We start from the raw sequence: 26,940 nt of genomic DNA on the forward strand, positions 1-26,940 counted from the left end.
CACGTCGTGCCGGGGAGCCGGGATCACCAGCGGTACCAGCGGCCGCTGCCGCTCCGCATGAAGAAGCCGAGCAGCCACAGCACCAGGACGGCGATGGCGACGTACCAGAGCACTTCGACGGCGAACCCCGCGCCGAACAGGATCAGGATCACGAGGAGTACGAGGAGAAGGGGAACCATGGCTGCACCTCCGCTGCCTGCGGGGCCCGGCCGGTCGGTGTCGGCGCGGGAACTCGGTACCAGCGCGGTTGCCCCCTTCCGCCGAGAACATGCGCGCCGTGACACAGGACGGGCGCGATGTTTGAGACGCGTGTGCGGGGTGAGGCGCACGAGTGACGGGGGCAGCGACAACCCGAGAGGAGGCATCGTGCCGCCCGACGGAAAGCTCGACGGACAGAACGTCCTCGTCCTCACGACGAACTACGGGACGGAACAGGACGAGTTGCGGAGACCGATGGCCGTCCTGCGCGAGAACGGAGCCCGGGTCACGGTCGCCGCGGAGAAGGACGAGGCCGTACGGACCCTCGTCTCCGACCGGCACCCCGGAGCCGACGTCCTGCCGGACACGACCCTCGCGCGGGCGACCGCGGACGGGTACGACGCCGTGATCGTGCCGGGCGGGACCCTGAACGCCGACCGCCTGCGCACCGACCCCGACGCCCGGCGCCTCGTCTCGGCCTTCGCCGAGGCCGGCAAACCGGTGGCCGCCATCTGCCACGGCCCGTGGCTCCTCGTCGACAGCGGGCTCGCCGGGGGCCGCGAACTGACCTCGTACCCCTCGCTCCGTCCCGACCTGGAGAACGCCGGAGGGACCTGGCGGGACCGGGAGGTCGTCGTCGACACCTCCGGACGCCACCCCCTCATCACCTCGCGCCGACCACGCGACCTCGACGCCTTCGCGTCGGCGATCGTCCACGCGCTCGCCGGCGGGACCTGATCCGGCGTCGCACGCCCCGCCACCGAGGGGACCGGACCCGGCTCGCACGCCCCACCGAGGGGACCTGATCCGGCGTCCGGACGCCCCGCCGCCGGTCGTCGGCAGTTGATCCGGATTCGGTGAAACCTTCCAGCTCCTCGTACCGTCCTCTCACCAGGGAGAGGTCGGAACGGACGGGGAGTGGGGATTTCCATGGGGCAGGGCAAGTACACCGCGCACATAGCCGTGGTGGCGTCGGCGGTGGGGCTGAGTCTGGCGGTGTGGGGCGTCGCGGCGCTGATGGACAACGAGGCCTCCGCGAGGATGGGGGGCGCGCCCGTCTCGCAGGCTCCGGACGGGAAGCCCCAGGCGCCGGCCAAGGTGCCGCCGCGGAAGGTGCCCGAGAGCATCGCGCACGCGGCCGAGGCGGGGGGCACCGCCGTGAACATCACCATCGACGACGGCCCGGACCCGCGCTGGACGCCCCAGATGCTCGACATCCTCAAGGAGAACGGCGTCAAGGCCGTGTTCTGCATGATCGGGCCCCAGGCCGAGCAGCACCCCGACCTCGTCAAGCGGGTCGTCGCGGAGGGCCACCGGCTCTGCGACCACACCATGACCCACGACACCACCATGGACAAGAAGTCCGTCGCGTACCAGAAGCAGCAGATCCTCGACGCGAAGAGGCTCATAGAGAAGGCCGCCGGGGGAGCGCAGGTCGAGTACTACCGGGCCCCGGGCGGCGCGTTCACCCCCGACAGCCGCAAGATGGCCGCCGCCGCGGGGATGCGGCCGCTCGGCTGGAACGTGGACACCAAGGACTTCGAGCAGCCGGGCACCGCCTCGATCGTCAACACCGTCAAGAACGAGCTGTCCAACGGGCCCACGATCCTCTTCCACGACGGCGGCGGCGACCGCAGCCAGACCGTCGCGGCCCTGCGGCAGGTGCTGCCGTGGCTCAAGCAGAACGGACACCCCTTCAGCTTCCCCGTCATCACCGCGCCCTGAGCCCCGCGCCCGCCCGCCCCCACGGCCCGAAATCCGCGTGCACCGGGCCGTTCGGGGCTGGCAGCATGCCGGAATGGTCCACGCTCTCGAACGTCTGGTCGTCCGGCACACCCATCGCGTCCCCCTCCCGGCGGCCACCGCCGCCGGCCGGGGGAAGGGCCACGGGGACGTCACGGCGCGGCGGTTCGACGCCGCCCTGATGTCGGTCGGGTTCAAGCTCTCGGCCGGGCTGCTCGAAGAGCTGTCCCGGCTGCCGGAGGAGACGGTCGTCGCCGTCGCGACCCGCACTCTCGACACCGTCCGCGAGCTCGTCGGCGACGACGTCCGGCACAACGCGTACTTCGCCGACTTCCCGGCCGGGGTGCCCGACACCTTCGACTTCTGGAGGCGCTGCCTCGCCGAGGCCCTCGACGACGACACCGCGCGCCCCGGCGTCCTCGACCGGCTGCGCGCCGGCGTGCTCGACCTGCTCACCCTCCCCTCGTACGGCATCTACCGCCACACGTACGAGGAGATGCTCGCCGTGCACGACGAGCTGATCGCCGCGGCGGGCGACCGCGTCACGGTCCTGCACCGCGGCGGCACCCCCGAGGACGAGATCACCGCCCTCTACCTGGCCCTGGCCGGAAGCACCACCCCGCTCGGCGACGAGCACCGGAGCGACCTCGCGTTCCTCGCCGCCCACCGGGTCGACGGCCCCCAGCCCGAAGCGATCCCCGTCCGGGAGCACCGCGCCGTCGTCAACCGCGCCCGCCTCGACGCCGGCGCGGACCTCCTCCTCGACACGGTGACCGACGTCCTGCGTCTGGCCTGCGCCCTCTCGGACGGAGACGTCGGACTGTACGAGCCGACCCGCTTCCGCGCGCTGTCCCGGCCCGCCCGCCGCGCCCTGCTCGGCGGCCTCGACGCCGTCGTCGCCGCAGCCCCCGCGAAGCTCGCCGACGTCGCCGCGCACCGCGAGGCGTGGAAGCGCCTGGGGGAGCGGCTGCACCCGCACGAGTACCCGCGGTGGCCGCACGCCGCCGAGGTCTTCGCCGTCGCCCGCGGCGAGCGGAAGGCCCCCTCCCTCAACGGCCGCGTCGAGGAACTCCTCGCGCGGAACGACGTCGTCGGCGCGGCCGAACTCCTCACCTCCGCCCCCGGCCGGCTGCTCCGCGCCCTCGACCGGCTGCTGTGCGCGGCGGACGGGCAGGAGGAACTCGACGCCGTGCTCGCCGCGTTCGAGAGGGCCGTCCCCCACGTCTCCGGCCGTGTCGTCCTCTCGCTCCGCGAGCACGTCCAGAACCGCACGGGCGCGCAGGGGGACCGGCGGGTGTTCGTCAACCGGCTCGGTGCCGCCTGGGTCACGCCCGACACCCGCCCGCCGCTGCCGCCCGCGGTACGGGAGCGGCTCTGCGCGGTCCTCGACGCCGAGACGCGGCGCCGCCTCCCCGCACCGGGACACCTCCTCCTCGACCCCGCCGTCCTGGACGTGGCGCTCCCGCTCAGCGGCCGGGCGACCGCGGCGGGGCTCGGCGTCCTGCCGCGCGGCTCCGTCTCGCCGGTCGAGGGCGAGCTGCTGCGCTTCTTCACGTACTGGAAGCAGAAGGAACTCTGCACCGACTACGACCTCTCGGCGCTGGTCCTGGACGACGACTTCGCGACCGTCACCTGGCTCTCGTACACGGCCCTCACCGCCGTCGAGGGCACGCACTCCGGCGACGTCACCGACGCGCCCGAAGGCGCCTCGGAGTTCATCGACCTGCGGCTCGGCGCGGTCCGCGGCAGCTACGTCGTCCCGCAGGTGAACCTCTACTCCGGCGAGGACTTCGAGGCGGTCGAGGAGTCGTTCTTCGGCTTCATGCTGCGCGAGACCGAGCAGCGGGGCCGTCCCTTCGAGCCGCGCACGGTCCGGATGAAGTCCGACCTGCGCGGGCCCGGCCGGGTCGCGCTGCCGCTCGCGTTCGAGCGAGGCGAGGACGGCGGCTGGCGCGCGCGGTGGCTGCACCTGTACCTGCGGGGCAACCCGTCCGCGAACCGCGTCGAGGAGAACCGCGTGTCGGTCGGGGTCCTGCTCCGGGGCCTGCTCGCCCGCACCCCGCTGACGGTCCGCCACCTCACCGCTCTGATGACCTCCGAGGCGACCACGACGACCTGGTGGGACGGCTCGACGCTGCCGGACGGGCCCGTCACGTACATCGGTCTGGACCGGCCCGCCGGCCTGCCGCCGGGTTCGCGCGTCCTCACGCCCGAAAATCTGCGCGATCTGATCCCGGCCTGACTGCTACGGTCGTCGCAGGGCGAGGCCATGGAGAGGCTTCCTTCTCAGAACCCTACTGAAATAGCCTCTCCGCTCTCCTCGCCCGACTCCTTGGTGCCGGGACCCCCGTTCGGACGGTGAGAGCGGGGGCGGCCCGTGTCCCACGGCGGGCCGGCCCGTTGTGAGGGTGTGACCTCTACACGACGTATCTCCTCGATCCTCGCCGTCGCCGCCGCCTTCTCGTGCCTGGGCGCGTCCGCGGCCTCCGCCGCGAGCGCCGCCGACACCTCGGGACCGCTCGGCCCGAAGGTGAACCCCGTCAGCGAGCTCGACGCCCTCACCATGACCGGCATCCCCGAGGAGTCCCGCGGGCGGTTCCCCGGGATCGCCGAACAGCTGGGCGGGCTCAGCCGGGTGAACGAGCTGGGGCAGCTGCGCCAGCTGACCGACCTGGCGGCGCCGGCCACCGGGGTCCTCCCGGAGATCTCCACCTGACCGACCCGGCACATCCCCTGACGCGAAGGTCCGGCGCCCCGACGGCACCGGACCTTCGCCGTGTCCGCTCGGGAGCCGGGGACCTGCGGTCCCCTCAGGAACCGGGGGCCGGTTCCCGTACCGGGTGCTTGCTCAGGATCGAGACCCGGTTGAAGGCGTTGATCGTGATCGCCACCCAGACGACCGCCGAGATCTCGTCGTCGGTCAGGGCGCCGCGCGCGACCTCGTAGGCGCGCTCCTGCGCGAGGGCGTCGGCGGGGGCCGTGGTGGCCTCCGCGAGGGCCAGGGCCGCGCGCTCCCGCCCGGTGAAGAGCGCCGTGTCGCGCCAGGCGGCGAGCACGCCCAGGCGGCGGGTCGTCTCACCGGCCCGCAGGGCGGCCCTGGTGTGCACGTCGAGGCAGTACGCGCAGCGGTTGATCTGGCTCACGCGGAGGTTGACGAGCTCCACCAGGAGGCGGTCGAGCCCGGCGTCGCCCGCCGTGGCGCGTACCGCCTCCGCCGTCTGGACCAGTGCGTGGTAGGCCTTGGGGCTCTGCTTGTCGACGTAGACCCGCCCGTCCGCCGTGGCTCCCGCCGTGTCGCTCACCGTGTGCTCCTTCCCGAGGCCCCACGACCTCGTCCGACGACCGTGCGTGTCACCGTCGCAGGGGCTATCATCGTCCATGATTGTTGAAAATGGAACTACTTTCATGGAGGGGTCGGCGATGAGCACCACGGAGATCGAGGTCCTGACGGCACGGGACGTCCCCCTGGGCGGGCCGCGGGCGATGACCGTACGGCGCACGCTCCCGCAGCGGGCCCGGACACTGATCGGGGCCTGGTGCTTCGCCGACCACTACGGCCCCGACGACGTCGCCGAGTCCGGCGGCATGGACGTCGCACCCCACCCGCACATCGGGCTGCAGACCGTGAGCTGGCTGTTCAGCGGCGAGATAGAGCACCGCGACAGCCTGGGCAGCCACGCGTACGTGCGTCCCGGGGAGCTGAACCTCATGACGGGCGGCCACGGCATCAGCCACACCGAGGTCTCCACCACCCGCACCACCACCCTGCATGGCGTACAGCTGTGGGTGGCGCTGCCCGAGGAGCACCGGAACGCCGCGCGGGACTTCCAGCACTACGCCCCCGGCACCGTCCGCGTCGACGGAGCCGACATCCGGGTGTTCCTCGGGTCGCTCGCCGGCTCGACCTCCCCGGTCCGCACCTTCACGCCGCTCCTCGGCGCCGAACTCCTCATCGACGCGGGTGCGACCGTCACCCTCCGCACGGACCCCGCCTTCGAGCACGGCCTGCTCGTCGACGAGGGGGAGGTCCGCCTGGCCGGCACCCTCCTGCGCCCGGCCGAGCTGGGGTACGCGGGCACCGGGGCCGGGACGCTGACCCTGACCAACACCTCGGACGCCCCCGCCCGCGCGGTCCTCCTCGGCGGGACGCCGTTCGAGGAGGAGATCGTCATGTGGTGGAACTTCATCGGCCGCAGCCACGAGGACATCGCCGAGGCCCGCGAGGAATGGGAGAAGGCCTCCGACCGCTTCGGCACGGTCGACGGCTACCCCGGCGACCGCCTCCCCGCCCCCGCCCTCCCCAACGCCCGGATCGCACCCCGCAGGAACCCCGCACGCCGCTGACGGCCGACGCCCTCCGCGCACGCCCCACCTCACACGAAAGGCACTCCCCATGACCGAGCAGACCCCGGCCGCCCCCGCCGTCCGGCGGGTGGACCCCCGGCACCGGTACGAGATCCTCGTCGACGGAGAGCGCGCGGGCCTCACGGCCTACCGCGACCGCGACGACCGGCGCGTCTTCTTCCACACCGAGGTCGACGAGGCCTACGCGGGCCAGGGCCTGGCCTCGATCCTCGTCGAGCGGGCGCTCACCGACGTCCGCGCCTCCGGCATGCGCATCGTCCCCGTCTGCCCCTACGTGGCGAAGTTCCTGAAGAAGCACGAGGAGTTCGCCGACATCACCGACCCCGTGACCCCCGAGGTCCTCGAGTGGCTGGACGGACAGCTGAAGCGCTGACCACCCGTCAACACGACGCACGCGGAGGGGGTCGTCTCCTCCGGATGGACCAGTCGCGCGTGACCGGTCCGGTTCGGCCCCCGCGCGCCGGGGGCCGAACGGGCGACCGACCCCGGCGGGCCCCTCGCGGGTCGTCGGCCGACTTCGATCGGTTGGCCTGAACCACACCGATCGCACAGATAAACATGGTTTCGAGCAAGATCACTGCATGGAGGTAATGCCCTCGGACTCCTTGAGCGAGGCGGGCTCGGCGGCCGTTACTGTTCCCCGAGATCTGGACGGATTCCCGGATCTTCGCCCCCCTTTATCTTCTTTCACCGGATTTCTGCGCCCCCGTGCGCCGACCTGCCGGCCCTTGCGAAGGAGAGCTCGCTCGATGACCGTTGACGACCGCCCGGACGTGACGCCCGCGCCGCCCCGGCAGTCCAGCCTCAGTACCGCAGCCGCCCGCAACCTCGCCACCACCACCAAGTCCGCCCCGCAGATGCAGGAGATCAGCTCCCGCTGGCTGCTGCGGATGCTCCCCTGGGTGGAGACCAAGGGCGGCGCCTATCGGGTGAACCGCCGGCTGAGCTACACCGTCGGCGACGGACGCATCGAGTTCGTCCAGGACGGCGCCCGCGTCCGCGTCATCCCCCGCGAGCTCGGCGAACTGGCCCTGCTGCGCGGCTTCGACGACGACGGCGTGCTCGACGCGCTCGCCGACCGCTGCGTCCAGCGCGACTTCCGGGCCGGCGAGGTGCTCGTCCAGCGCGGCGGTCCCGCCGAGCAGATCCACATGATCGCCCACGGCCGCGTCAGCCAGACCTCCGTCGGCAAGTACGGCGACGAGGTGACCGTCGCCACGCTCGCCGACGGCGACCGCTTCGGGGAGAACGCCCTCCTCGACGGCGACGCCGGCTGGGACTACACCGCGACCGCCGAGACGGCGGGCACCCTGCTGACCCTCTCCCGCGCCGACTTCGCGCACATCCTCTCCTCGGCGCCGAGCCTGCAGGCCCACATCGAGGACTTCAGCTCGCTGCCCCTCCAGCGGCAGAACAAGCACGGCGAGGCCGAGATCGCCATGTCGGCCGGCCACAAGGGCGAGGCCGACATCCCCGGCGCCTTCGTCGACTACGAGCTCAAGCCGCGCGAGTACGAACTCTCCGTCGCCCAGACCGTCCTCAAGGTCCACACCCGGGTCGCCGACCTCTACAACGGGCCGATGAACCAGACGGAGGAACAGCTCAGGCTCACCGTCGAGGCGCTGCGCGAGCGCCAGGAGTACGAGCTCATCAACAACCCGGAGTTCGGGCTGCTCCCCAACGCCGACTTCAAGCAGCGGATCCAGCCGCACTCCGGCCCGCCCACCCCGGACGACCTCGACGAGCTGCTCTGCCGCCGCCGCAGCACCAAGCTCTTCCTCGCCCACCCGCGGACCATCGCGGCCATCGGGCGCGAGTGGAACAGGGCCGGGCTCTACCCGGACACCGTGGAGCTCGACGGGCACCGGGTCCCGGCCTGGCGAGGGGTCCCGATCCTGCCCTGCAACAAGATCCCCATCAGCAAGGAGAACACCAGCTCGATCCTCGCCATGCGTCTCGGCGAGGACAACCAGGGCGTCATCGGTCTGCGCCAGACCGGCCTGCCCGAGGAGTACGAGCCGGGCCTGTCGGTGCGGTTCATGGGCATCAGCGAGCAGGCGATCATGTCGTACCTCGTGACGACGTACTACTCCGCCGCCGTCCTGGTCCCGAACGCGCTCGGCGTTCTGGAGAACGTGCAGATCGCGCGCCGGCGCGACTAGCTCTCCCCCCCGCAGGCCACCACCACCCGGACCATCCGGGCCGGGCCGGCACGCCCGCCATCCGGGACGGCCCACCCACCTCTCCAAGGAGTCACGGATGCCCGATCCCGGGCCTTCCCCTCTGCAGTCCAGCCTGCCCGGCGCCGCGGCCTCTTTCACCGCCCGCGTCCTCGCCGACGCGGCGGCACACGGCTTCGCCGTACCCCAGGGCCTCGCCGAAGCGCGGCCCGTCCCCACCGAGCCCGGCCCGGAAGCCCCCGCCGGGCTCCCGGACGGGGCGGGGCTCTCCACCGGGGCCTCTTCCGGGTTCCCGAGCGGGCTCCCCACCGGAGCCCCCGCCGGGCTCCCCACCGGGACCCCCGTCGGAGCTGCCGCCGTCGCGACTCCCGTCGTGGTCGCGCCGTCACGGCCCGATCCGGGGTGGGTGCCGCGCGGGCCCAGCGGGTTCGGCACGGCGGGCCTGTCCCTGGTCCGGCGTGCGGAACCCCCGGCACTCCCGGCGGAGCCTCCGGCACTCCCGGCGGAGCCCCCCGCTCCGGCGGACGCCCTCATCATCCCGGGCCTCTACTGGCACCCCGTGCCGGAGCCCGACCCGGTGCGGGTGGAGGAGGTCAGCCTCCGCATCAAGTCCTGGGCGCTCGACGAGATCCAGCTCTACCCCGACGACTGGGAGGGCGACTTCGACGGGTTCCACGTCGGGCGCTACATGGTGGCCTGCCACCCGGACGCCCCGACCATCGAGCACCTCATGGTCGCCGCCCGGCTGATGGTCGCCGAGAACGCGGTCGACGACTGCTACTGCGAGGACCTCGGCGGCTCGCCCATCGGTCTGGGCGGACGGCTCCTCCTCGCGCACACCGCCCTCGACCCGCTGCACTCGACGGCCGAGTACCAGCCGGTGTGGGCGGAGTCGCTCCATGCGGACGCGCCCCGGCGCTCCTACCGCTCGGCCATGGAGTACTTCGTCCGCCTGGCGACGCCCTCCCAGGCCGACCGGTTCCGGCACGACATGGCCCGGCTGCACATGGGCTATCTCGCCGAGGCCGCGTGGGACGAGACGAACCACGTGCCGGAGGTGTGGGAGTACCTCACCATGCGGCAGTTCAACAACTTCCGTCCCTGTCCCACCATCACCGACACCGTCGGCGGCTACGAACTCCCCGCCGACCTGCACGCCCAGCCGGCCATGCAGCGGGTCCTGGCGCTGGCCGGCAACGCCAGCACCATCGTCAACGACCTGTACTCGTACACCAAGGAACTCGCCAGCCCCGGCCAGCACATGAACCTGCCGGTGGTGCTCGCAGACCGGGAGTCCCTCTCGGAGAAGGACGCGTACCTGAAGGCGGTCGAGGTCCACAACGACCTCATGCGCGACTTCGAGGCCGCGTCCGCGGAACTGGCCGCCGCCTGCCCCGTCCCGAGCGTGCTCCGCTTCCTGAAGGGAGTGGCCGTGTGGGTCGACGGCAACCACTACTGGCACCAGACCAATACCTACCGCTACAGCCTGCCCGATTTCTGGTAAGAAGGATTCATTCAGTGACCAACACCGAGCTCCCCACCGTCAACGGCACCTCCGCGTTCGTCCCCGGCCCGGCGACGCCGTACCAGGGAGACATCGCCCGCTACTGGAACGCCGAGGCCAGGCCCGTGAACCTGCGCCTCGGTGACGTCGACGGGCTGTACCACCACCACTACGGCATCGGCGCCGTCGACCACGCCGCCCTCGGGGACGTCGAGGACAGCGAGTACGAGAAGAAGCTGATCACCGAGCTGCACCGGCTGGAGTCGGCGCAGGCCGAGGTCCTCCTGGACCACCTCGGTGTCATCGGCAGCGAGGACACCCTCGTCGACGCGGGCTGCGGCCGCGGCGGTTCGAGCGTCATGGCCCACCAGCGGTTCGGCTGCAAGGTCGAGGGCGTCACCCTCTCCTCCACGCAGGCCGAGTTCGGCAACAGGCGGGCCAAGGAGCTGGGCATCGACGACCACGTCCACGCCCAGGTCTGCAACATGCTCGACACCCCCTTCGAGAAGGGCAGCATCGCCGGCTCGTGGAACAACGAGTCGAGCATGTACGTCGACCTGGACGACCTGTTCGCCGAGCACTCCCGGTTCCTGAAGGTCGGCGGCCGGTACGTGACCATCACCGGCTGCTGGAACCCGAGGTACGGCCAGCCCTCGAAGTGGGTGTCCCAGATCAACGCGCACTTCGAGTGCAACATCCACTCCCGCCGTGAGTACCTGCGCGCGATGGCCGACAACCGGCTCGTCCCGCAGGCCGTCATCGACCTGACGCCGGACACCCTGCCCTACTGGGAGCTGCGTGCCACGTCCTCGCTGGTCACCGGCATCGAGGAGGCGTTCATCGAGTCGTACAAGGACGGCTCCTTCCAGTACGTCCTGATCGCGGCCGACCGCGTCTGACGTACCACCCGCACCGCCGGAGGGTCGGGCCCGTCGGACGACGGGCCCGACCATCGTGTCATGCGGCCGGGACCTTCTCGGCCTCGGAGGCCTCCGAGGCCGCGGAGGCCGCGGAGGCCGGTGCGGCCACCCGCTCGGCGCGGGGCGCCGGGCCGTGCCGGAGGCCGAGGCGGGCGATGACCGCGACCAGGGCGAAGGCGGCGGCACCGATCCAGAAGGTGAGCGTGAAGCCGGACTCGGCGGGCAGGGCCGGAACGCCCTTCGGCAGGTGCTCGATGGTCTGCGAGGCCAGGATCGTGGTGACCACGGCGCTGCCGATCGCGCTGCCGGTGGAGCGGGAGATGGAGTTGATGCCGTTCGCGATGCCGCTCTGGTGGTGCGGGACGCTCGCCATGATGACGGCGGGCATGGCCGCGTAACCGAAGCTGACGGCCGCGCCGACGATCACGCCGGCCCCGATCACCGACAGGGTGTGGCCGTGGTCGAGGGCGAGCCAGCCGAAGCCGACGGCGCCGAGGGCGGCGGCCAGGGTGAGCGCCGTGCGGGGGCCGCGGTGGCGGACGAGCCGGCCGCCGATCGGCGAGGCGAGCAGGGAGACGATCGCGCCGGGCAGCAGGAACTCGACGGAGGCGCGCAGGATCGAGGCGCCGAAGCCGTAGCCGGTGAGGGCCTCGGGCATCTGGACGAGATACGAGACGCCCAGGAAGTTCGCGAACATGCCGAAGCCGACGAGGATGCCGGCCAGGTTGGCCATGAGCACCGGCCGGTGCACGAACATCCGCATGTCGACGAGGGGTTCGCGGACCTTGAGCTCGGTGAGGACCCAGACGGCGGTCATGACGGCCGCGGCGGCGAAGCTGCCGAGGGTGCGGCCGGAGGTCCAGCCCCACTCGTGGCCCTGCGAGATCGGCAGCAGGAGCAGCAGCAGGGTCGCGCCGAGGGTGAGCGCGCCGAGGAAGTCGGTGCGGCCGCCGGTCTTGTGGCGGGTCGCGGGGACCAGGAACACGACCGCGAGCAGGGCGATCGCGGCGAAGCCCGTGGCCATCCAGAAGGCGCTGCGGTAGTCGGCGTCGGAGCCCGAGGTGAGCAGGCCGGTGGCGACGAGCGCGAGGCCGCTGCCGAAGGCGAGGGTGCCGCTGACGAGGGACATCGCGCCGGGCAGCTTCTGCGGGCGGACCTCCTCGCGCAGGACGGACAGCGCCAGCGGGAAGATCGCGGTGGCGGCGCCCTGGAGGACGCGGCCGAGGATCAGCAGGGGGAGCGAGGTCGCCAGGGCGGCGACGACGGAGCCGGCGACCATGACGCCGAGGACGGCGACCAGGGTGGGCTTCTTGCCGTGCTGGTCGCCGAAGCGGCCGAGGAGCGGGGTGAAGACGGCGGCGGAGAGCAGCGTGGCCGTGGTCACCCAGCTGACGTTCGCGGCCGAGGTGCCCAGGTCGGCGCGGATGAGGCCGAGGATCGGGACCGGCAGGGTCTGCATCATCGACACGACCATGGCGGCGAGGCTCAGCGCGAAGACGACGAGCGTCTCGCGCCGGGGATCGGCGGCGGGCGGGGTGGTCTCGTGACTCATGGTGTGGGGGCCTTCTCAGAGCTTCAGATCATCGATGTTTGACGTCATCAAGTAATACGACGACGTTAGGGCCCGATGCTTGAGGAGGTCAAGTAAGTGCTTGAGGTCGTTAAGTAAACAATTGATAATGTCAAGGATCCTGAGTACGCTCGAACCATGAGCGCGACGACCCCCGAGACGCCCACCAAGCTCCAGCTGCTTGAGCTCCTCGCCGCCATCGGCACGGCCCAGTGGCGCGACTTCGCCGCGGCCGCCGCCCACCACGGGCTGACGTCCACGCAGGCCAAGGTCCTCGCCCAGCTCAACGGCCCGCTGCCGATGCGCGCCCTCGCCACGCTGCTGGTCTGCGACGCGTCGAACGTCACCGGGATCATCGACCGCCTTGAGGGGCGCGGTCTGGTGCGCCGCGAGCCCGACGCCTCCGACCGGCGCGTGAAGAACGTCGTGGCGACCGACGAGGGCCGGGAGGTCATCCGGCGGGTCCGCGAGGAGATGCAGGCGACCCACGGCGCCCTCGACACGCTCGGCGCGGAGGACAGCGCCACCCTGTACGCCCTGCTCGCCCGGCTGCGCCCGGGCATGGAGAAGAACGCCTGAACCCGGCCCGCCGGGCGGGCCGGGCCCGGATCAGTCCCGGCGCTCCCCGAACGTGCGCAGGATCTCCTCGGCGGCCAGCGTCGCCGTCAGCGCGCCGTCCCTGACCCGCCGCTCCAGGGCGGGCGTGAGGTCCCGGACCGCCGGGTCGGCGCTCAGCCGCCGCAGCAGCTCGTCCCGGACCATCGACCACGTCCAGTCGACCTGCTGGTCCTGGCGCTTGGCCGTCAGGCGGCCGGTCGAGTCGAGCAGCGCGCGGTGCTGCCGCAGCCGCTCCCAGACCTCGTCGAGACCCGCCGACTCCCGCGCGCTGCAGCTGAGGACCGGCGGCGCCCAGACCGCGTCGGCGCCGTGCATGAGGCGCAGCGCGCCCGCCAGCTCACGGGCGGCGGCGCGGGCGTCGCGCTCGTGCGGGCCGTCCGCCTTGTTGACGGCGACCACGTCGGCCAGCTCCAGGACGCCCTTCTTGATGCCCTGGAGCTGATCGCCCGTACGGGCCAGGGTGAGCAGCAGGAACGAGTCGACCATGTTCGCGACGGCGGTCTCGGACTGGCCGACGCCCACCGTCTCCACGAGCACCACGTCGTACCCCGCGGCCTCCATCACCACCATCGACTCGCGGGTCGCCTTCGCGACCCCGCCGAGCGTGCCGGCGCTGGGGGAGGGGCGGACGAAGGCCGCGGGATCGACGGCTAGCCGCTCCATCCGCGTCTTGTCGCCCAGGATCGAGCCGCCCGTCCGGGTCGACGACGGGTCGACGGCGAGCACCGCGACCCGGTGGCCGAGCCCGGTGAGCATCGTCCCGAACGCGTCGATGAAGGTCGACTTCCCGACCCCGGGCACCCCGCTGATCCCGATCCGCACGGCCTTGCCGCTGTGCGGCAGGAGCTCGGTGAGGAGCTCCTGCGCGAGGGCCCGGTGCTGGGGGCGCGTCGACTCGACGAGGGTGATCGCCCGTGCGATCACCGCCCGCTTCCCGTCGAGCACGCCCTTGACGTACGTGTCGAGACCGATCACAGGTCGTGCCCGAGGCCGGCCGCGAGCCGGGTCACCAGGTCGTGGGCCGCGTCGGGGATCACCGTCCCCGGCGGGAACACGGCCGCCGCGCCCATCTCCAGGAGCGTCGGCACGTCCTGCGGGGGGATGACGCCGCCGACCACGATCATGATGTCCTCGCGGCCCTCCGCCGCCAGCTCCTCCCGCAGCGCCGGCACGAGGGTCAGGTGACCCGCGGCCAGCGACGAGACCCCGACGATGTGCACGTCAGCCTCGACGGCCTGGCGAGCCACCTCGGCCGGGGTCTGGAACAGCGGGCCGACGTCCACGTCGAAGCCCAGGTCGGCGAAGGCCGTGGCGATCACCTTCTGGCCGCGGTCGTGGCCGTCCTGGCCCATCTTGGCGACGAGGATGCGCGGCCGGCGCCCCTCGGCCTCGCCGAAGGCGTCGACCAGGGCCCGGGTGCGCTCCACGGACGGGGACTCGCCGGCTTCGTTGCGGTACACACCGGAGATCGTACGGATCTGGCCGGCGTGCCGTCCGTAGACCTTCTCCAGGGCGTCGGAGATCTCCCCGACGGTGGCCTTAGCGCGGGCCGCCCGCACGGCGAGCTCCAGGAGGTTGCCGTCGCCGCCGGCGGCGCGGGTGAGCGCGTCGAGCGCGTCCCGGCAGGCGGTCTCGTCGCGCTCCTCGCGCAGCCTGCGCAGCTTGGCGATCTGCTGGGCGCGGACGGAGGAGTTGTCGACCTTGAGGACGTCGATCTGCTCGTCGGACGCCACCCGGTACTTGTTGACGCCGATCACCGGCTGCCGTCCGGAGTCGATCCGGGCCTGGGTGCGGGCCGCGGCCTCCTCCACGCGCAGCTTGGGGATGCCCGCGTCGATGGCCTTGGCCATGCCGCCGGCCTGCTCGACCTCCTGGATGTGCTGCCAGGCGCGGCGGGCCAGGTCGTAGGTGAGCTTCTCGACGTACGCGCTGCCGCCCCAGGGGTCGATGCTCCGGCAGGTGCCGGACTCCTGCTGGAGGAGCAGCTGGGTGTTGCGGGCGATGCGCGCGGAGAAGTCGGTGGGCAGCGCGAGCGCCTCGTCGAGGGCGTTCGTGTGCAGCGACTGGGTGTGGCCCTGGGTGGCCGCCATCGCCTCCACGCACGTCCGGGTGACGTTGTTGAAGACGTCCTGCGCGGTCAGCGACCAGCCGGAGGTCTGCGAATGGGTGCGCAGGGACAGCGATTTGGTGTTCTGCGGGTCGAACTGCTTCACCAGCTTCGCCCAGAGCAGCCGGGCGGCGCGCAGCTTGGCGATCTCCATGAAGAAGTTCATGCCGATCGCCCAGAAGAACGACAGGCGCGGCGCGAACGCGTCCACGTCGAGGCCCGCCGCCCGGCCCGCGCGGATGTACTCCACGCCGTCCGCGAGCGTGTAGGCCAGCTCCAGGTCGGCCGTCGCGCCCGCCTCCTGGATGTGGTACCCGGAGATGGAGATGGAGTTGTAGCGCGGCATCCGCTGCGAGGTGTACGCGAAGATGTCGGAGATGATCCGCATCGAGGGCCCGGGCGGGTAGATGTACGTGTTGCGGACCATGAACTCCTTGAGGATGTCGTTCTGGATGGTCCCGGCCAGCTTCTCGGGCGGTACGCCCTGTTCCTCGGCGGCCACGATGTACAGCGCGAGGACCGGCAGCACCGCGCCGTTCATCGTCATCGACACGGACATCTTGTCCAGCGGGATGCCGTCGAACAGCTGGCGCATGTCGTAGATCGAGTCGATGGCCACTCCGGCCATGCCGACGTCACCGGTGACGCGCGGGTGGTCGCTGTCGTAGCCGCGGTGGGTCGGCAGGTCGAAGGCGACCGACAGGCCCTTCTGGCCGGCGGCGAGGTTGCGCCGGTAGAAGGCGTTCGACTCCTCGGCCGTGGAGAACCCCGCGTACTGACGGATCGTCCAGGGCTGGTTGACGTACATCGTCGGGTACGGGCCGCGCAGGTACGGGGCGATGCCCGGACGGGTGTCCAGGAAGTCCAGGCCCTCCAGGTCCTGCCCCGTGTAGAGCGGCTTGACGGCGATGCCCTCCGGGGTCTCCCACAGCAGGTCGTCACCGCCCGCCGCCTTCTTGACGGCCGAGCGCCACTCGTCGGGCCCGCCGTCGGCGGCCTGTGCCCCGAGCTCGATCCCGGAGAAATCGGGGATGGACATCAGGACACTCCCATGCGGTCGAGGGTCGTGGAGAGCAGGGCGACGGCGTCGCATCCGGCGAACACGTACGTGTCGACACCGGCGTACGACGCGGGGCGCCCGGCGAGGAGGACGTGCCCGGCTCCCGCCGCGCGCAGCTCCCCGGCGGTGGCCTCCGCCCGCTCCTCGTAGAGCGTGTCGCTGGAGCAGAGGCAGGCCTCGCGGGCGCCGCTCTCCTCGAACGTGCCCTCGGTGACGGCCTCGATGCCGCCCGCCTGGAAGAGGTTGGCGGCGAAGGTGAGGCGGGCCGAGTGCGCGGCCGCCGGGCCGAGCGCGGCCAGGAAGACGCGGGGCCGGGCGCCGGTCGCCGCGAGGTGGGCGTCGGAGCGGGCGCGCAGCTCCTCGTACGCCTCGTCGCGCCGGACGCGGGGGAGGCCGCCGGACGGCGCCTCGGGCGCGGGCGCGCGGTCGACGGGCTTCTCCGCGAGGTGCGGGAACTCGCTGACGCCGGTGATGGGTTCGCGGCGGGTGGCGAGCTTCCTGCTGCGCGCGGCCCAGGTCTCGGCGAGCCGCTCGCCGACCGTCCCCGAGCGCAGCGCGGCCTCCTGGCCGCCCTCACGCTCGATGGTCTGGAAGAACTCCCAGGCGGCGTGGGCGAGTTCGTCGGTGAGGCGCTCCACGTACCAGGAGCCGCCGGCGGGGTCGATGACCCGGGAGAGGTGGGACTCCTCGATGAGGACGGTGGAGGTGTTGCGGGCGATCCGGCGGGCGAAGGCGTCCGGCAGGCCGAGGGCGTCGTCGAAGGGCAGCACGGTGACGCTGTCGGCGCCGCCCACGCCCGCGGCGAGGGTCGCGATGGTGGTGCGCAGCATGTTCACCCAGGGGTCGCGGCGCGTCATCATCACCGGCGAGGTCACCGCGTGCTGGCGCTGTGCGCCGGACTCCGGGGCGCCGCAGGCCTCGGCGACGCGGGCCCAGAGGCGGCGCGCGGCACGGAGCTTGGCGATCGTCAGGAACTGGTCGGCGGTGGCCGCGTAGCGGAACTCCAGCTGTCCGCAGGCCTCGGTGACGCTCAGTCCGGCGGCGGTCAGGCCACGGAGGTACGCGACGCCGGTCGCGAGGGAGCAGCCGAGCTCCTGCGCGGCCGAGCCGCCGGCCTCGTGGTACGACAGGGCGTCCACGGTGAGGGCGCGCAGCCCCGGGTACGTGTCGGCGCAGCGGCGCGCGAGGCCGGCGACGGAGGCGAGGTCGTACTCCGGGCGGCCGGTGCGGGCCTCGTGGCCCAGCGGGTCCGCGCCCAGGTTGCCGCGGGCCGCCTCCGGGGCGACACCCCGCTCGTCGTACAGCCGGAACAGCCGCTCGGCGGCCGCCGGGGTCTCGGCGCCGGCGTCGAGGACGACGGGCGCGAGGTCGAGGTAGACGCCTTCGAGGACGCCGTCGAGTGAGGACACCGGGATGCCGGCGCCGCCGACGCCGAGCCAGAGGGAGGTGACGCCGTTCTCGAGGTCGGCGAGGACGGCCTCGTTGTCGGCCGTCGCGTGGCGCTGGCGCACGCCCCAGCCGCCGCCGGTGTTGCCCTCGGCCCGTCCGCCGCGCACGAAGGGTGCGAAGCCGGGGAGTCCGGGGTCGGGCGCGGTGTCGCGCGCGGTGTAGAGCGGGCGGGTGCCGAGGCCGTCCTCGAGGAGGGTGGACAGGGCGTCCTCGGCGGCGGCGCCGGATACCTCCTTGCCCGACTTGCGCAGGACACCCGCCACGAGGTGTTGCCACTGCTCATGTGGCGCGTCTGGGAATTCGGACGCCAGGGAGAGCCCGTCGTCAGGCAGGACCGTCATGGCTCGGATGCTAGGGGAGATCCACAAAGGAGCAGGAGGGCGTACGACTGTGACCTTCTTCTCTTCCCCCCGATGGGTTAGGTTAGGCTTGCCTAAGTCGACGGCTTCGGGTGTCCCCGCCACCTCATCCAGGGAGAACGTGCATGCGTCCCTTCAGCGCCCACCCCGCGCGGCCCACGCCCGCCGAACGCGTCCGGTCGATCCTGACCTCCGCCCACTCCATGACCGTCGTCACCGACGGCCTGCACCAGGAGGTCCACCGCCTCGACGGCACCGGGCCGATGGGACACATCCACCTCCACGACCCCTCCGAGGACTGCCCCGCAGGACGGAACGCGCGCATCCCGGTCCGCCTGGAACTCACCGACATCGCCCCCACCCCCGTACGGCGCCGCCTGCGCGCCCGCGTCACCCTCACGGGGCTCCTCTCCGCCCCGTACACCACGGACACCACCACGAGCACCTGTGTGGAGTTCCACCAGGCCCTCCTCCAGGACGACGAAGGGCGTACGTTCGTCACCCTCGACGAGATCCGGGGCACCGACCCCGACCCGATGGCCGGCTGCGAGGCGAACATGCTCACCCACCTCGTCGACCGCCACGCCGAACTCGTCCCCCTGCTCCTCCGCCTCGTCCGCCCGCTCCCCGAACGGGACGTGGCGCGCGTCCTCCCCCTCGCCCTGGACCGGTACGGCATCACCCTGCGCCTCGAACACCGCACCGGCCACGACCGGGACGCCCGACTGCCGTTCCCCACTCCCCTCACCGACGTCGACCAGGCCGGCCCCCGCATCCACGCCCTCATCACCGCCGCCCGCCGCGCCTCCCACACCGGCCGGCTCCTCACCTGAACCGGCGCCCGCCGCTCGCGGCGCCCTCCCGGCCGAGATGCCGGAGCGCCGCGGCAGGCGCACCATGGACGGCGTAGGCCCGCGTGAAGCGGGTGCCGGAACCGCTCGGGGACTTCCCTATCCGGACACGGCCACGCCATGAACGCAGGAAGCCCGGCCAAGAGCCGGCCCGCACCCTCCCAAGGCGCCCTGTACCGCATCGGGCACTGGTCCGCCCGCCACTTCATCATCGTCATCGCCCTCTGGCTGGCGGCCGTCGCGGGACTCCAGGTCCTCGACCGGGCCGTCGGCGGCGAGTACGAGGACAACTTCGCCCTCCCGGGCGTGCAGTCGGCCGAAGGACTCGACGTCCTCAAGGCGCACGATCCCGCGGCCGGCGGATACAGCGCGCAGGTCGTCCTGAACGACCCCTCCAAGCCCCTCACCCAGGAGGCGTCCGCGGTCAACTCCGTCGTCGCCGCCCTGGCGAAGCTGCCGGAGGTCATCGGCGCGCAGAACCCGCTCCCGCCTCCCGGGACCACCCCGCCGCCGCTCCCGGCCGGGACGCCCAACGTCGGACCGCTCTCCACCGACGGCAAGACCGCCTACATCACCGTCCGCTTCAGCGTGGCGCCCTCCACCCTGGGCCCCGACTACCTGAACGGCGTCGACGCCGCCGTCCAGCCGCTCAGGGACGCCGGCGTCGACGTCGAGTACGGCGGCTCGCTCGGCGAACTCGCCCGTCCGGCCCCCGACGACCGCACCAGCGAGGCCATCGGCTTCGCCGTCGCCATCGTCGTCCTCCTCATCGGCTTCGGCAGCGTCATCGGCGCCGTCATGCCGCTGGTCACCGCGCTCCTCGGAGCGGTCTGCGGGCTCGCGCTGCTCGGCCTGATGGCGGCCGCCTTCACCTTCGGGACCGTCTCACCCACCCTGGCCACCATGATCGGCCTCGGCGTCGGCATCGACTACGCGCTGTTCCTCATCACCCGCCACCGCCAGAACCTCATGAACGGCCACGATCCCGCCGACGCGGCCGCCCTCGCGACCACCACCAGCGGACGTGCGGTCCTCGTCTCCGGCTGCACCGTCATCATCGCCCTGTCCGGCCTGTGGGTCTCCGGCGTCACCTTCATCGGCAAACTCGGCCTCGCGGCCGCCTTCACGGTCGTCACCGCCGTCATCGCCGCGCTCACCCTCGTCCCGGCCATGCTCGGACTCGTCGGCAAGCGCATCGACCGCTACCACGTCCGCAAGCCCGTCGCCGAGACCGACGCCGAGCCCGGAGCGCCCGCGCACGGCACCTGGCACCGGTACGCCCAACGCGTCGAGAGGCGCCCCTGGCGGTTCCTCACCGGCGGAGTCCTCGTCCTGCTGGTCCTCGCGTTCCCCCTGCTCTTCATCCAGCTCGGCCACATCGGCGACGGCGCCGACCCCGAGTCCTTCACCGACCGGCGGGCCTACGACCTCATCTCCACGGCCTTCGGCCCCGGCGCGAACGGACCGCTCACGGTGGTCGTCGACCAGTCCGCGGTGCCGTCCGCCGACCGGGCCGACCTCGGCACCACACTCAAGGACGCGCTGACGGGCGTCCCGAACGCCGCCTACATCACCCCGCTCCAGACCACCTCCGACGGAGACGTCCTCGTCGGCACCGCCTACTCCGTGGCATCCCCGCAGGACGCCAAGACGACCGAGCTGACCAACCACCTGGTCGACGACGTCCTCCCGCAGGCGGCCGCCGGCACCGACGCGCAGACCTACGTCACCGGGAACACGGCCGCCCAGGTCGACTTCCTGGACATCGTCTCCAGCCGTCTGCCACTGATCATCGCCGTCGTGGTCGGGCTCGCCTTCCTCGTGATCCTCATCGTCTTCCGCGGCGTCCTGGTCGCGGTGAAGGCCGCCGTGCTCAACGTGCTCTCCATCGCCGCCTCGTACGGCGTCGTCGTGGCCGTGTTCCAGTGGGGCTGGGGCGGACCCGCCCTCGGCGTCAACGGCAAGGTGCCCATCGAGAGCTACGTCCCGATGATGATGTTCGCCATCGTCTTCGGCCTGAGCATGGACTACGAGATCTTCCTGCTGTCCCGCGTCCGTGAGGCCTGGCTGCGCACCGGGGATGCCAAGGCCAGCGTGGCCCACGCCCTGGAGATCACCGCCCGGGTCATCACCTGCGCCGCCCTCATCATGGTCAGCGTCTTCGCGGCCTTCATCGTCTCCGACAACATCGTCATCAAGATGCTCGGCCTCGGGCTCGCCGTCAGCGTCCTCATCGACGCCACCGTGGTGCGCCTGCTGCTCGTGCCCGCCGTGATGACCCTCCTCGGCAGCCACGCCTGGTGGACCCCCGCCTGGCTCGACCGGATCCTGCCGCACCTGGACACCGAGGGCGAAGAGGCGCTCCAGGCCGACGAGGAGGCCCGGAGCGCGGAGAAGGCCTAGCGGGTCTCCTCCTGTCGGGACAGCTCTCCCAGCAGCTTCCAGGTCCGGCGGCGGTCGTCCTCGCCCCCCAGGTCCGTCGACGTGAACACCACCTCCGTCGCCCCCGCCTCGCGATAGCGCCGCACCTCGCGGGCGACGGCCTCCTCGTCACCGATCACCGCCAGGTCCGCCGCCCGCTCGGCGCCGGAGAGCTCGATCGCACGCTGGTAGGAGGGAATCCGCTCGTACAGCGCGTGCGCCTCCGCCGCCCTCTCCCGTACGACCTCGGCATGTGCCGTCACCACGCCCGGCACGAGTGCCACGATCCGGGGCGCGGGCCGGCCGGCCGCCTCGGCGGCGGCGGTCACCGCCGGCACGACGTGCTCGGCGAGCGCGCGCGGCCCCGCGAGGAACGGCAGGATGCCGTCGGCGAGTTCACCGCTGACACGCAGGGCCTGCGGCCCCATCGCGGCGACGAGCACCGGCACCGTCGGCCGCGCCCCCGGGACCGCCGCCGAGTAGGGGGTCGTCGCGGTCAGCAGCTCGCCGTGGAAATCGGCCTCGCCCGTCTCCAGGAGCGGCCGCAGGGCGGTGAGGAACTCCCTGAGCAGCCCGATGGGCCGCTCGTACGGGAGGCCGAAGCCGGTCTCGGTCAGGTGCCGGGTGCCGAGGGCGAGTCCGAGGTGGTAGCGGCCGCCCGTGGCGGCCTGCGCGGTCTGTGCCTGGCTGGAGACGAGCAGCGGATGGCGGCCGAAGACGGGGATCGCGGACGTCCCCACCTGAAGCCCGGGCACCTCGCGCCCGACGATCGCGGCGAGCGAGGGCGAGTCGTACGCGAAGGTCTGGCCGAACCACGCCGAGTGCAGGCCCGCGTCGCGCGCCTCTCTCGCGAGACTCACCGTGTCGTCGATCGGAAGCTGCCGGGAGGTCGAACTGAGCGTCACTCCAAGAGTCATGCTCCCGGCAACCCGCCGCTCCGGGGCCCGCATTCCCCCTTCCGTGTGAACATCATGTGGCAGGGATGATGGGGCACATGAAGACGCTCGCCGAAGTGGACGCACTGGCCGACCACGCGCACGCCGGACAGCTCGACAAGACCGGCCTCCCCTACGTCGCCCACGTCCGCGCGGTCGCCGCCGGACTGGAGCCGTTCGGCCCGCACCTGGCCATGGCCGGACTGCTGCACGACGTCATCGAGGACACGGACTGGACGGCCGAGCGGCTCCGCGCCGCCGGGATCCCCGCCGAGGTCGTCGCCCTCGTCGAAGCCGTCACCAACCACCCGGACCTCGCCTACGAGGAGAAGCTCCGCCGCATCACCGGGAACCCGGCCGCCACCCTCGTGAAGATCGCCGACAACGCGCACAACAGCCGCGCGGACCGGGCCGCCGCCCTCCCGCCCGCCCAGCGGGAACGGCTCGCCGCCAAGTACCGGGCGGCCAGGGCCGTCCTGTGGCCGGCGGCCGACCCCGGCGACATCGCGACGATCCTCCGGGTGGTCAACCCCGGACTGCTCGCCGAACTCACCGGGACCGGCCGACCGGCCTCCGCCCCGGGCGCGGGCACGGACGGACGGCCCGACCGGCCTCAGGCCTGACGGCCCGCGATCCAGCCCGTGAGCTCCGTCGGGCGGTTGGTGATCACACCGTCCACGCCGAGCTCGTCGAGCGCCTTCCAGCGGGCCGCGCTGTCGACCGTCCACACGTTCACGGCCACGCCCGCCTCGTGCAGCTCGTCGACGGCGGCGGGACGCACCGAGAGACCCTTGTCCGCGACGTTGTACGCCGAGAGGTGCAGGTCCCGGGCGATCGCGACCGGATCGGGGTCCAGGTTGTCGCGCAACAGCCCCAGCGGCAGCTCGGGCGCCAGCTGGTACATCCGCTGGAGCGAGACGACGTCGAAGCTCTGGACGAAGACCCGGCCGGTCATGTCCTGGTCCCGGACGTCCCGCACGATCCGGGCCACCTCGGCCTCGGTCTGCCGGCCCTTGATCTCCAGGAGCAGGTTGCCGCCGCGCGTCCGCAGGTCCGCCAGCTGCGCCGCCAGCGTCGGGATGCGCGTGCCGGCGAAGACGGGGGCGAACCAGGAACCGGCGTCCAGGGCGTCCACCTGGGCGGACGTCAGGGAGCGGAGCGTGCCCGTGCCGTCGGTCGTCCGGTCGACGGTCGCGTCGTGGAGGATGTACGGCACGCCGTCCTTGCTGGGCTGGACGTCGTTCTCGATCCACTTGGCGCCGCCCCGCCGGGCCACCTCGTCGGAGACCAGGGTGTTCTCGGGCGCGGCGGACGAGGCGCCCCGGTGGGCGAACACGATCATCGGAGCACCGGCCGCACGCAGCCGGGCGGACACGGGAGTGGCCGACGGCGCGTGGTGCGGCCCCGTCGGACGCGGTGTGAACCCGGCCGGCTCGGCCGAGAGGGTGGGGGGAGTGGCGAGGACCAGGGCCGCGGCGAGGACCGCGGGGCCGTAACCGAAGCGTCGGCGGATCCAGGACGGAACGTTCATGGACGCAGAGCTTAGGTATCGACGGTGGCCTCGCCGGGGCCCCACACCGGACGGGATGTGACGAGTCGACAAATCCTGGGCGCCGGGGGGACGCACGACACGAAACGACGATTCCGCCCAGCCCTTTCGGCGGAACGTCCGGTCTGCGGCATGGTGGGACGTGGGCCCGGAGCCGCGCCATCGGGGGACCACGGCCGGGCGTACGGAGTCAGGGGGACTCACATGGACACCGGAACGGGACCGAGAACGGGCGGCCTCGCACAGACGGCCGCACCGGGGCGCGCCGAACGCGGCCGAGGGGTGCTGGAAGGCGCGTTCGCGCTGCTCGAAGCCCTGCGCCGGAACGGCGACGAGGCCGGGGTGACCGAACTCGCACTCGCCTGCGGAGTGCCCAAGGGCAGCGTCCACCGGCTGCTCGACCAGCTGGTCGCGGTCGGCGCCGTCGAACGCAGGGGCAACCGCTACCGGGTCGGACCGCAGCTCTACCGCCTCGGCCAGGCCTGGGAACCGCACCCCGGCCTGCGGTCCGCCGCCCGGCTGCCGCTCCAGCGCCTGCGGGCCGTCACCGGCGCCAGCGTCGTCCTCGCCGTGCTGCGCGAGGACATGGCGATCACGGTGAGCTCGGTGCCGGGCGACCTGGAGCCGCTGCTCCCCGTCCGCGACGGGATCGCGTTCCGCCTCGACACCGCCGCGGGGAAGGCGCTGCGGGGGCCGTTGCGGGGCGGGGCGGTGCTCGACCGCGAGGACGTGATGGACGGGGTGTGCTGCGCCGCGCTGCCGGTCCGCGCCCCGGACGGCCGTACGGTCGCGGCGCTCGCCGGAATGGTCCCCGCGGGCCGCGGACTCGACGACCTCGCCCGGGCCGTCGCCGGGGCGGGGGCCGCGGTCACCCGCGCGCTCGCCCGCGGCGGACAGCGGCGACCGGTGCCGCCGAGCGCCCTCGTCCTGTAGTTCCCGACCCCGTTCCGTCCAGCGGAACGCGCGTAGAAGCAGGATGGCTCCGTCGGGCACAGTGGGTGTCGTGCCGGGGGGAAACGGCACACCGGGTCCGCCGGGGACGGCGGACCGGACACCACGTCACCTGCGTGACCTGATGTGTGGGGGGACCACATGCGCAAGAACCGAATCGTCCGAACGGCCGCCACCGCCCTGCTCGCGCTCGGCAGCTTCGGCGCCTTCGCCGGCACCGCGCACGCCGAGCCGATCGACTACGTGCGGATCGAGCTGTTCGAGCTGCACTGCCAGCAGAACAGCGAGGGCGACCACGACGAGGCCTACCTCAAGATCACCGACGCCAACGGCAACGCCGTCAAGGTCTGGCCCGGCAACGGGGTCAAGTACCAGACCATGGGCACCGGTTACGTCCGCTCCATGGCCGACGGCAACGGCAACGCCGCGCTCATCCTCGGCAAGGAGCAGGCCCGCACCCTGACCCTGTGGGACTACGACTCCACCAGCTCCGACGACAAGCTCGGCGCCACGCTCGTCACCGGCAGCGAGGTCGGCGCGGAGACCCAGTGGCGCTCGGTCGAGGGCTCCGGCGGCGTCTACGTCATCGGCTACCGGGTCATCGACATCTGACCGCCGTCCCGCAGACGGGGAAGGGCCGTGCCGGGCACGGCCCTTCCGCCCTCCCGGCTCAGTCCGCGCCGGGCGCGTGCAGCTCGCCCGAGCGCGCCACCCGCGCGTACCAGCGGGCGCTGGACTTCGGCGTGCGCTCCAGGGTGTCGTAGTCCACCCGGACCGCGCCGAACCGCTTCGCGTAGCCGTACGCCCACTCGAAGTTGTCGAGCAGCGACCAGAGGAAGTAGCCGCGCACGTCCACCCCGTCCGCCATGGCCCGGTGCACCGCCTCCAGGTGCGCGTGCACATAGGCGGCACGCTCCGGATCGTGCACCGAACCGTCCGCGCCGACCACGTCCTCGTACGCCGCCCCGTTCTCGCTGATCACCAGCGGCAGACCCGGGTACCTGGCCGAGACCCGGCGCAGCAGGTCGTACAGCGCGCTCGGGTCGACCGCCCAGCCCATCGCCGTCGGCTCGCCCGGCGCCCGGTGGAACGCGACCGCGTCCGCGCCGGGCCACGGCGAGTGCTCGCTGTTCCCGTGGCCGTCGTCCTGCGGCTTCTCCGCGCCGTCCGGCACGTGCGAGACCAGCGTCGGCGTGTAGTAGTTGACCGCGAGCAGGTCCAGCGGCTGGTTCGCGGCCGCCGTGTCCCCGTCCTGGACGAAGGACCAGTCGGTCAGGTGCGCCGTGTCGGCGAGCAGGTCCTCCGGATAGGCGCCCTCCAGCATCGGGCCGAGCCAGATCCTGTTGCCGACGGCGTCGATCCGGCGGGCCGCGTCCAGGTCCTCGGCCGCACCGGTCAGCGGCCGGATCTCGTGCAGGTTGAGCGAGACCGCGAGCTGCCGGTCGGACGGCAGCGCGGCGCGCAGCGCCTGCACCGCGAGACCGTGCCCGAGGTTGAGGTGGTGGGCGGCGCGCAGCGAGGCCACCGGATCGGTACGGCCCGGGGCGTGCACCCCGGATCCGTACCCCAGGAAGGCGCTGCACCACGGCTCGTTGAGCGTCGTCCAGCGCTTCACGCGGTCGCCGACGGCGTCCGCGACGATGCCCGCGTACTCGGCGAACCGCTCGGCGGTCGACCGCTCCGGCCAGCCGCCCGCGTCCTCCAACTCCTGCGGGAGGTCCCAGTGGTAGAGGGTCAGGGCCGGTTCGATCCCGGCACCGAGCAGCTCGTCGACGAGCCGCCGGTAGAAGTCGAGACCCCGCTGGACGGCGGGGCCCCGGCCGGTGGGCTGCACCCGGGACCAGGAGACGGAGAACCGGTAGGCGTTCAGGCCGAGTTCGGCCATGATCCCGACGTCCTCGCGGAACCGGTGGTAGTGGTCGACGGCCACGTCACCGGTGTGGCCCTCGAAGACCTTGCCGGGGGTGTGCGCGAAGGTGTCCCAGATGGAGGGGGTGCGGCCGTCCTCCGCCGCCGCCCCCTCGATCTGGTACGCGGCGGTGGCGGCGCCCCACAGGAAGTCGGCGGGGAACGAACGGACGGCGGTGAGCGGCCGGGTTTCGGGCGCGGTCATAGGAGGGGGCTCCCAACACGGGTACGGGGGTGACGGAGACGGATGGC

General features: G+C 72.6%; 24 protein-coding genes. 15 read left to right on the forward strand and 9 right to left on the reverse strand.

Going from position 1 to position 26,940, the window contains the following annotated elements; genetic code table 11:
• Nucleotides 1-23: 23 nt before the first annotated feature.
• Nucleotides 24-179, reverse strand: coding sequence for a hydrophobic protein (locus ACN9MM_RS32865; RefSeq protein ID WP_426367352.1), 156 nt, complete (start codon nucleotides 177-179; stop codon nucleotides 24-26).
• Between the two features lie 187 nt (nucleotides 180-366).
• On the opposite strand from ACN9MM_RS32865, the gene ACN9MM_RS32870 reads away from it, so the two are divergent.
• The 4 genes from ACN9MM_RS32870 to ACN9MM_RS32885 all read left to right on the forward strand — a co-directional run bounded on the left by ACN9MM_RS32870 (nucleotide 367) and on the right by ACN9MM_RS32885 (nucleotide 4,657).
• Nucleotides 367-936, forward strand: coding sequence for a type 1 glutamine amidotransferase domain-containing protein (locus tag ACN9MM_RS32870; protein ID WP_426367353.1), 570 nt, complete (start codon nucleotides 367-369; stop codon nucleotides 934-936).
• A 192-nt stretch (nucleotides 937-1,128) separates the two neighbouring features.
• The gene (locus ACN9MM_RS32875; protein WP_426367354.1) at nucleotides 1,129-1,923 is read left to right on the forward strand and encodes a polysaccharide deacetylase family protein; all 795 of its coding nucleotides are present in this window, start codon (nucleotides 1,129-1,131) and stop codon (nucleotides 1,921-1,923) included.
• A gap of 73 nt (nucleotides 1,924-1,996) precedes the next feature.
• On the forward strand, nucleotides 1,997-4,183 hold the full coding sequence (locus ACN9MM_RS32880; RefSeq protein WP_426367355.1) for a hypothetical protein: 2,187 nt from the start codon (nucleotides 1,997-1,999) through the stop codon (nucleotides 4,181-4,183).
• Between the two features lie 168 nt (nucleotides 4,184-4,351).
• Nucleotides 4,352-4,657 carry a hypothetical protein gene (locus tag ACN9MM_RS32885; protein WP_426367357.1) on the forward strand — a complete coding sequence of 102 codons (306 nt, stop codon included), beginning with the start codon at nucleotides 4,352-4,354 and terminating at the stop codon, nucleotides 4,655-4,657.
• A 94-nt stretch (nucleotides 4,658-4,751) separates the two neighbouring features.
• Here the strand turns inward: ACN9MM_RS32885 and ACN9MM_RS32890 are convergent, their stop codons facing one another.
• Nucleotides 4,752-5,243 (reverse strand): carboxymuconolactone decarboxylase family protein, encoded by a 492-nt coding sequence (locus ACN9MM_RS32890; RefSeq protein WP_426367358.1) that lies wholly within the window; start codon nucleotides 5,241-5,243, stop codon nucleotides 4,752-4,754.
• Between the two features lie 118 nt (nucleotides 5,244-5,361).
• Between ACN9MM_RS32890 and ACN9MM_RS32895 the strand changes: the two genes are divergently transcribed.
• The 5 genes from ACN9MM_RS32895 (at nucleotide 5,362) to ACN9MM_RS32915 (ending at nucleotide 10,889) form a co-directional block, all read left to right on the forward strand.
• On the forward strand, nucleotides 5,362-6,285 hold the full coding sequence (locus ACN9MM_RS32895) for a pirin family protein (protein ID WP_426367360.1): 924 nt from the start codon (nucleotides 5,362-5,364) through the stop codon (nucleotides 6,283-6,285).
• A gap of 49 nt (nucleotides 6,286-6,334) precedes the next feature.
• Complete coding sequence (locus tag ACN9MM_RS32900; RefSeq protein ID WP_426367361.1) at nucleotides 6,335-6,679, forward strand: GNAT family N-acetyltransferase; 345 nt, start codon at nucleotides 6,335-6,337, stop codon at nucleotides 6,677-6,679.
• Between the two features lie 376 nt (nucleotides 6,680-7,055).
• On the forward strand, nucleotides 7,056-8,468 hold the full coding sequence (locus tag ACN9MM_RS32905) for a family 2B encapsulin nanocompartment shell protein (RefSeq protein ID WP_426367362.1): 1,413 nt from the start codon (nucleotides 7,056-7,058) through the stop codon (nucleotides 8,466-8,468).
• Between the two features lie 97 nt (nucleotides 8,469-8,565).
• The gene (locus ACN9MM_RS32910) at nucleotides 8,566-9,990 is read left to right on the forward strand and encodes a family 2 encapsulin nanocompartment cargo protein terpene cyclase (RefSeq protein ID WP_426367363.1); all 1,425 of its coding nucleotides are present in this window, start codon (nucleotides 8,566-8,568) and stop codon (nucleotides 9,988-9,990) included.
• Nucleotides 9,991-10,004: 14 nt separating this feature from the next.
• A complete protein-coding gene (locus ACN9MM_RS32915) occupies nucleotides 10,005-10,889 on the forward strand; it encodes a geranyl diphosphate 2-C-methyltransferase (protein ID WP_426367365.1) in 885 nt (294 codons plus the stop codon).
• A gap of 58 nt (nucleotides 10,890-10,947) precedes the next feature.
• On the opposite strand, the gene ACN9MM_RS32920 is transcribed toward ACN9MM_RS32915, so the two are convergent.
• Complete coding sequence (locus ACN9MM_RS32920; protein WP_426367366.1) at nucleotides 10,948-12,462, reverse strand: MFS transporter; 1,515 nt, start codon at nucleotides 12,460-12,462, stop codon at nucleotides 10,948-10,950.
• 156 nt (nucleotides 12,463-12,618) lie between these two features.
• Here ACN9MM_RS32920 and ACN9MM_RS32925 point away from each other — a divergent pair, with 156 nt between their 5' ends.
• On the forward strand, nucleotides 12,619-13,059 hold the full coding sequence (locus ACN9MM_RS32925; protein ID WP_426367367.1) for a MarR family winged helix-turn-helix transcriptional regulator: 441 nt from the start codon (nucleotides 12,619-12,621) through the stop codon (nucleotides 13,057-13,059).
• Nucleotides 13,060-13,089: 30 nt separating this feature from the next.
• Here the strand turns inward: ACN9MM_RS32925 and meaB are convergent, their stop codons facing one another.
• From meaB to ACN9MM_RS32940, 3 genes are read right to left on the reverse strand one after another with little or no spacing between them, the layout of a single operon-like run.
• On the reverse strand, nucleotides 13,090-14,073 hold the full coding sequence (gene meaB / locus ACN9MM_RS32930) for a methylmalonyl Co-A mutase-associated GTPase MeaB (RefSeq protein WP_426367368.1): 984 nt from the start codon (nucleotides 14,071-14,073) through the stop codon (nucleotides 13,090-13,092).
• On the reverse strand, nucleotides 14,070-16,244 hold the full coding sequence (gene scpA, locus ACN9MM_RS32935) for a methylmalonyl-CoA mutase (RefSeq protein WP_426367369.1): 2,175 nt from the start codon (nucleotides 16,242-16,244) through the stop codon (nucleotides 14,070-14,072). Before scpA ends, meaB begins: the two co-directional genes overlap by 4 nt.
• Nucleotides 16,244-18,055: a methylmalonyl-CoA mutase family protein gene (locus tag ACN9MM_RS32940; RefSeq protein WP_426367370.1), complete on the reverse strand. Its 1,812-nt coding sequence runs from the start codon at nucleotides 18,053-18,055 to the stop codon at nucleotides 16,244-16,246. Before ACN9MM_RS32940 ends, scpA begins: the two co-directional genes overlap by 1 nt.
• 143 nt (nucleotides 18,056-18,198) lie before the next feature.
• Between ACN9MM_RS32940 and ACN9MM_RS32945 the strand changes: the two genes are divergently transcribed.
• Together ACN9MM_RS32945 and ACN9MM_RS32950 are read left to right on the forward strand one after the other, a co-directional pair.
• Nucleotides 18,199-18,906: a DUF2470 domain-containing protein gene (locus ACN9MM_RS32945; protein WP_426367371.1), complete on the forward strand. Its 708-nt coding sequence runs from the start codon at nucleotides 18,199-18,201 to the stop codon at nucleotides 18,904-18,906.
• A gap of 138 nt (nucleotides 18,907-19,044) precedes the next feature.
• Nucleotides 19,045-21,327: an MMPL family transporter gene (locus ACN9MM_RS32950; RefSeq protein ID WP_426367372.1), complete on the forward strand. Its 2,283-nt coding sequence runs from the start codon at nucleotides 19,045-19,047 to the stop codon at nucleotides 21,325-21,327.
• On the opposite strand, the gene ACN9MM_RS32955 is transcribed toward ACN9MM_RS32950, so the two are convergent.
• A complete protein-coding gene (locus ACN9MM_RS32955; protein WP_426367373.1) occupies nucleotides 21,324-22,262 on the reverse strand; it encodes an LLM class F420-dependent oxidoreductase in 939 nt (312 codons plus the stop codon). The genes ACN9MM_RS32950 and ACN9MM_RS32955 overlap by 4 nt on opposite strands.
• A gap of 77 nt (nucleotides 22,263-22,339) precedes the next feature.
• On the opposite strand from ACN9MM_RS32955, the gene ACN9MM_RS32960 reads away from it, so the two are divergent.
• Nucleotides 22,340-22,903, forward strand: a complete 564-nt coding sequence (locus tag ACN9MM_RS32960) for an HD domain-containing protein (protein WP_426367374.1) — start codon at nucleotides 22,340-22,342, stop codon at nucleotides 22,901-22,903.
• On the opposite strand, the gene ACN9MM_RS32965 is transcribed toward ACN9MM_RS32960, so the two are convergent.
• Nucleotides 22,894-23,811 carry a glycerophosphodiester phosphodiesterase gene (locus ACN9MM_RS32965; RefSeq protein WP_426367375.1) on the reverse strand — a complete coding sequence of 306 codons (918 nt, stop codon included), beginning with the start codon at nucleotides 23,809-23,811 and terminating at the stop codon, nucleotides 22,894-22,896. The two genes, ACN9MM_RS32960 and ACN9MM_RS32965, sit on opposite strands and share 10 nt — an antisense overlap.
• Before the next feature lie 222 nt (nucleotides 23,812-24,033).
• Between ACN9MM_RS32965 and ACN9MM_RS32970 the strand changes: the two genes are divergently transcribed.
• Nucleotides 24,034-24,762, forward strand: a complete 729-nt coding sequence (locus ACN9MM_RS32970) for an IclR family transcriptional regulator (RefSeq protein ID WP_426367377.1) — start codon at nucleotides 24,034-24,036, stop codon at nucleotides 24,760-24,762.
• 159 nt (nucleotides 24,763-24,921) lie between these two features.
• A complete protein-coding gene (locus ACN9MM_RS32975) occupies nucleotides 24,922-25,392 on the forward strand; it encodes a hypothetical protein (protein ID WP_426367378.1) in 471 nt (156 codons plus the stop codon).
• Nucleotides 25,393-25,450: 58 nt separating this feature from the next.
• On the opposite strand, the gene ACN9MM_RS32980 is transcribed toward ACN9MM_RS32975, so the two are convergent.
• Nucleotides 25,451-26,893, reverse strand: coding sequence for a GH1 family beta-glucosidase (locus ACN9MM_RS32980; protein WP_426367379.1), 1,443 nt, complete (start codon nucleotides 26,891-26,893; stop codon nucleotides 25,451-25,453).
• Nucleotides 26,894-26,940: the final 47 nt, after the last annotated feature.

It is taken from the genome of Streptomyces sp. E-08, assembly GCF_049913095.1.
Taxonomy (GTDB): domain Bacteria; phylum Actinomycetota; class Actinomycetes; order Streptomycetales; family Streptomycetaceae; genus Streptomyces.

Excerpts from the sequence above, each read along its gene's own strand:
- ACN9MM_RS32965 (WP_426367375.1), bottom strand. The coding sequence starts at position 23,811 with ATGAACGTTCCGTCCTGGATCCGCCGACGCTTCGGTTACGGCCCCGCG.
- ACN9MM_RS32920 (WP_426367366.1), bottom strand. The coding sequence starts at position 12,462 with ATGAGTCACGAGACCACCCCGCCCGCCGCCGATCCCCGGCGCGAGACG.
- ACN9MM_RS32940 (WP_426367370.1), bottom strand. The coding sequence starts at position 18,055 with ATGACGGTCCTGCCTGACGACGGGCTCTCCCTGGCGTCCGAATTCCCA.
- scpA (WP_426367369.1), bottom strand. The coding sequence starts at position 16,244 with ATGTCCATCCCCGATTTCTCCGGGATCGAGCTCGGGGCACAGGCCGCC.
- ACN9MM_RS32975 (WP_426367378.1), top strand. The coding sequence starts at position 24,922 with ATGCGCAAGAACCGAATCGTCCGAACGGCCGCCACCGCCCTGCTCGCG.
- ACN9MM_RS32900 (WP_426367361.1), top strand. The coding sequence starts at position 6,335 with ATGACCGAGCAGACCCCGGCCGCCCCCGCCGTCCGGCGGGTGGACCCC.
- ACN9MM_RS32905 (WP_426367362.1), top strand. The coding sequence starts at position 7,056 with ATGACCGTTGACGACCGCCCGGACGTGACGCCCGCGCCGCCCCGGCAG.
- ACN9MM_RS32895 (WP_426367360.1), top strand. The coding sequence starts at position 5,362 with ATGAGCACCACGGAGATCGAGGTCCTGACGGCACGGGACGTCCCCCTG.
- ACN9MM_RS32910 (WP_426367363.1), top strand. The coding sequence starts at position 8,566 with ATGCCCGATCCCGGGCCTTCCCCTCTGCAGTCCAGCCTGCCCGGCGCC.
- ACN9MM_RS32955 (WP_426367373.1), bottom strand. The coding sequence starts at position 22,262 with ATGACTCTTGGAGTGACGCTCAGTTCGACCTCCCGGCAGCTTCCGATC.
- ACN9MM_RS32865 (WP_426367352.1), bottom strand. The coding sequence starts at position 179 with ATGGTTCCCCTTCTCCTCGTACTCCTCGTGATCCTGATCCTGTTCGGC.
- ACN9MM_RS32880 (WP_426367355.1), top strand. The coding sequence starts at position 1,997 with ATGGTCCACGCTCTCGAACGTCTGGTCGTCCGGCACACCCATCGCGTC.
- ACN9MM_RS32970 (WP_426367377.1), top strand. The coding sequence starts at position 24,034 with ATGGACACCGGAACGGGACCGAGAACGGGCGGCCTCGCACAGACGGCC.
- ACN9MM_RS32925 (WP_426367367.1), top strand. The coding sequence starts at position 12,619 with ATGAGCGCGACGACCCCCGAGACGCCCACCAAGCTCCAGCTGCTTGAG.
- ACN9MM_RS32950 (WP_426367372.1), top strand. The coding sequence starts at position 19,045 with ATGAACGCAGGAAGCCCGGCCAAGAGCCGGCCCGCACCCTCCCAAGGC.
- ACN9MM_RS32875 (WP_426367354.1), top strand. The coding sequence starts at position 1,129 with ATGGGGCAGGGCAAGTACACCGCGCACATAGCCGTGGTGGCGTCGGCG.
- ACN9MM_RS32960 (WP_426367374.1), top strand. The coding sequence starts at position 22,340 with ATGAAGACGCTCGCCGAAGTGGACGCACTGGCCGACCACGCGCACGCC.
- ACN9MM_RS32945 (WP_426367371.1), top strand. The coding sequence starts at position 18,199 with ATGCGTCCCTTCAGCGCCCACCCCGCGCGGCCCACGCCCGCCGAACGC.
- ACN9MM_RS32980 (WP_426367379.1), bottom strand. The coding sequence starts at position 26,893 with ATGACCGCGCCCGAAACCCGGCCGCTCACCGCCGTCCGTTCGTTCCCC.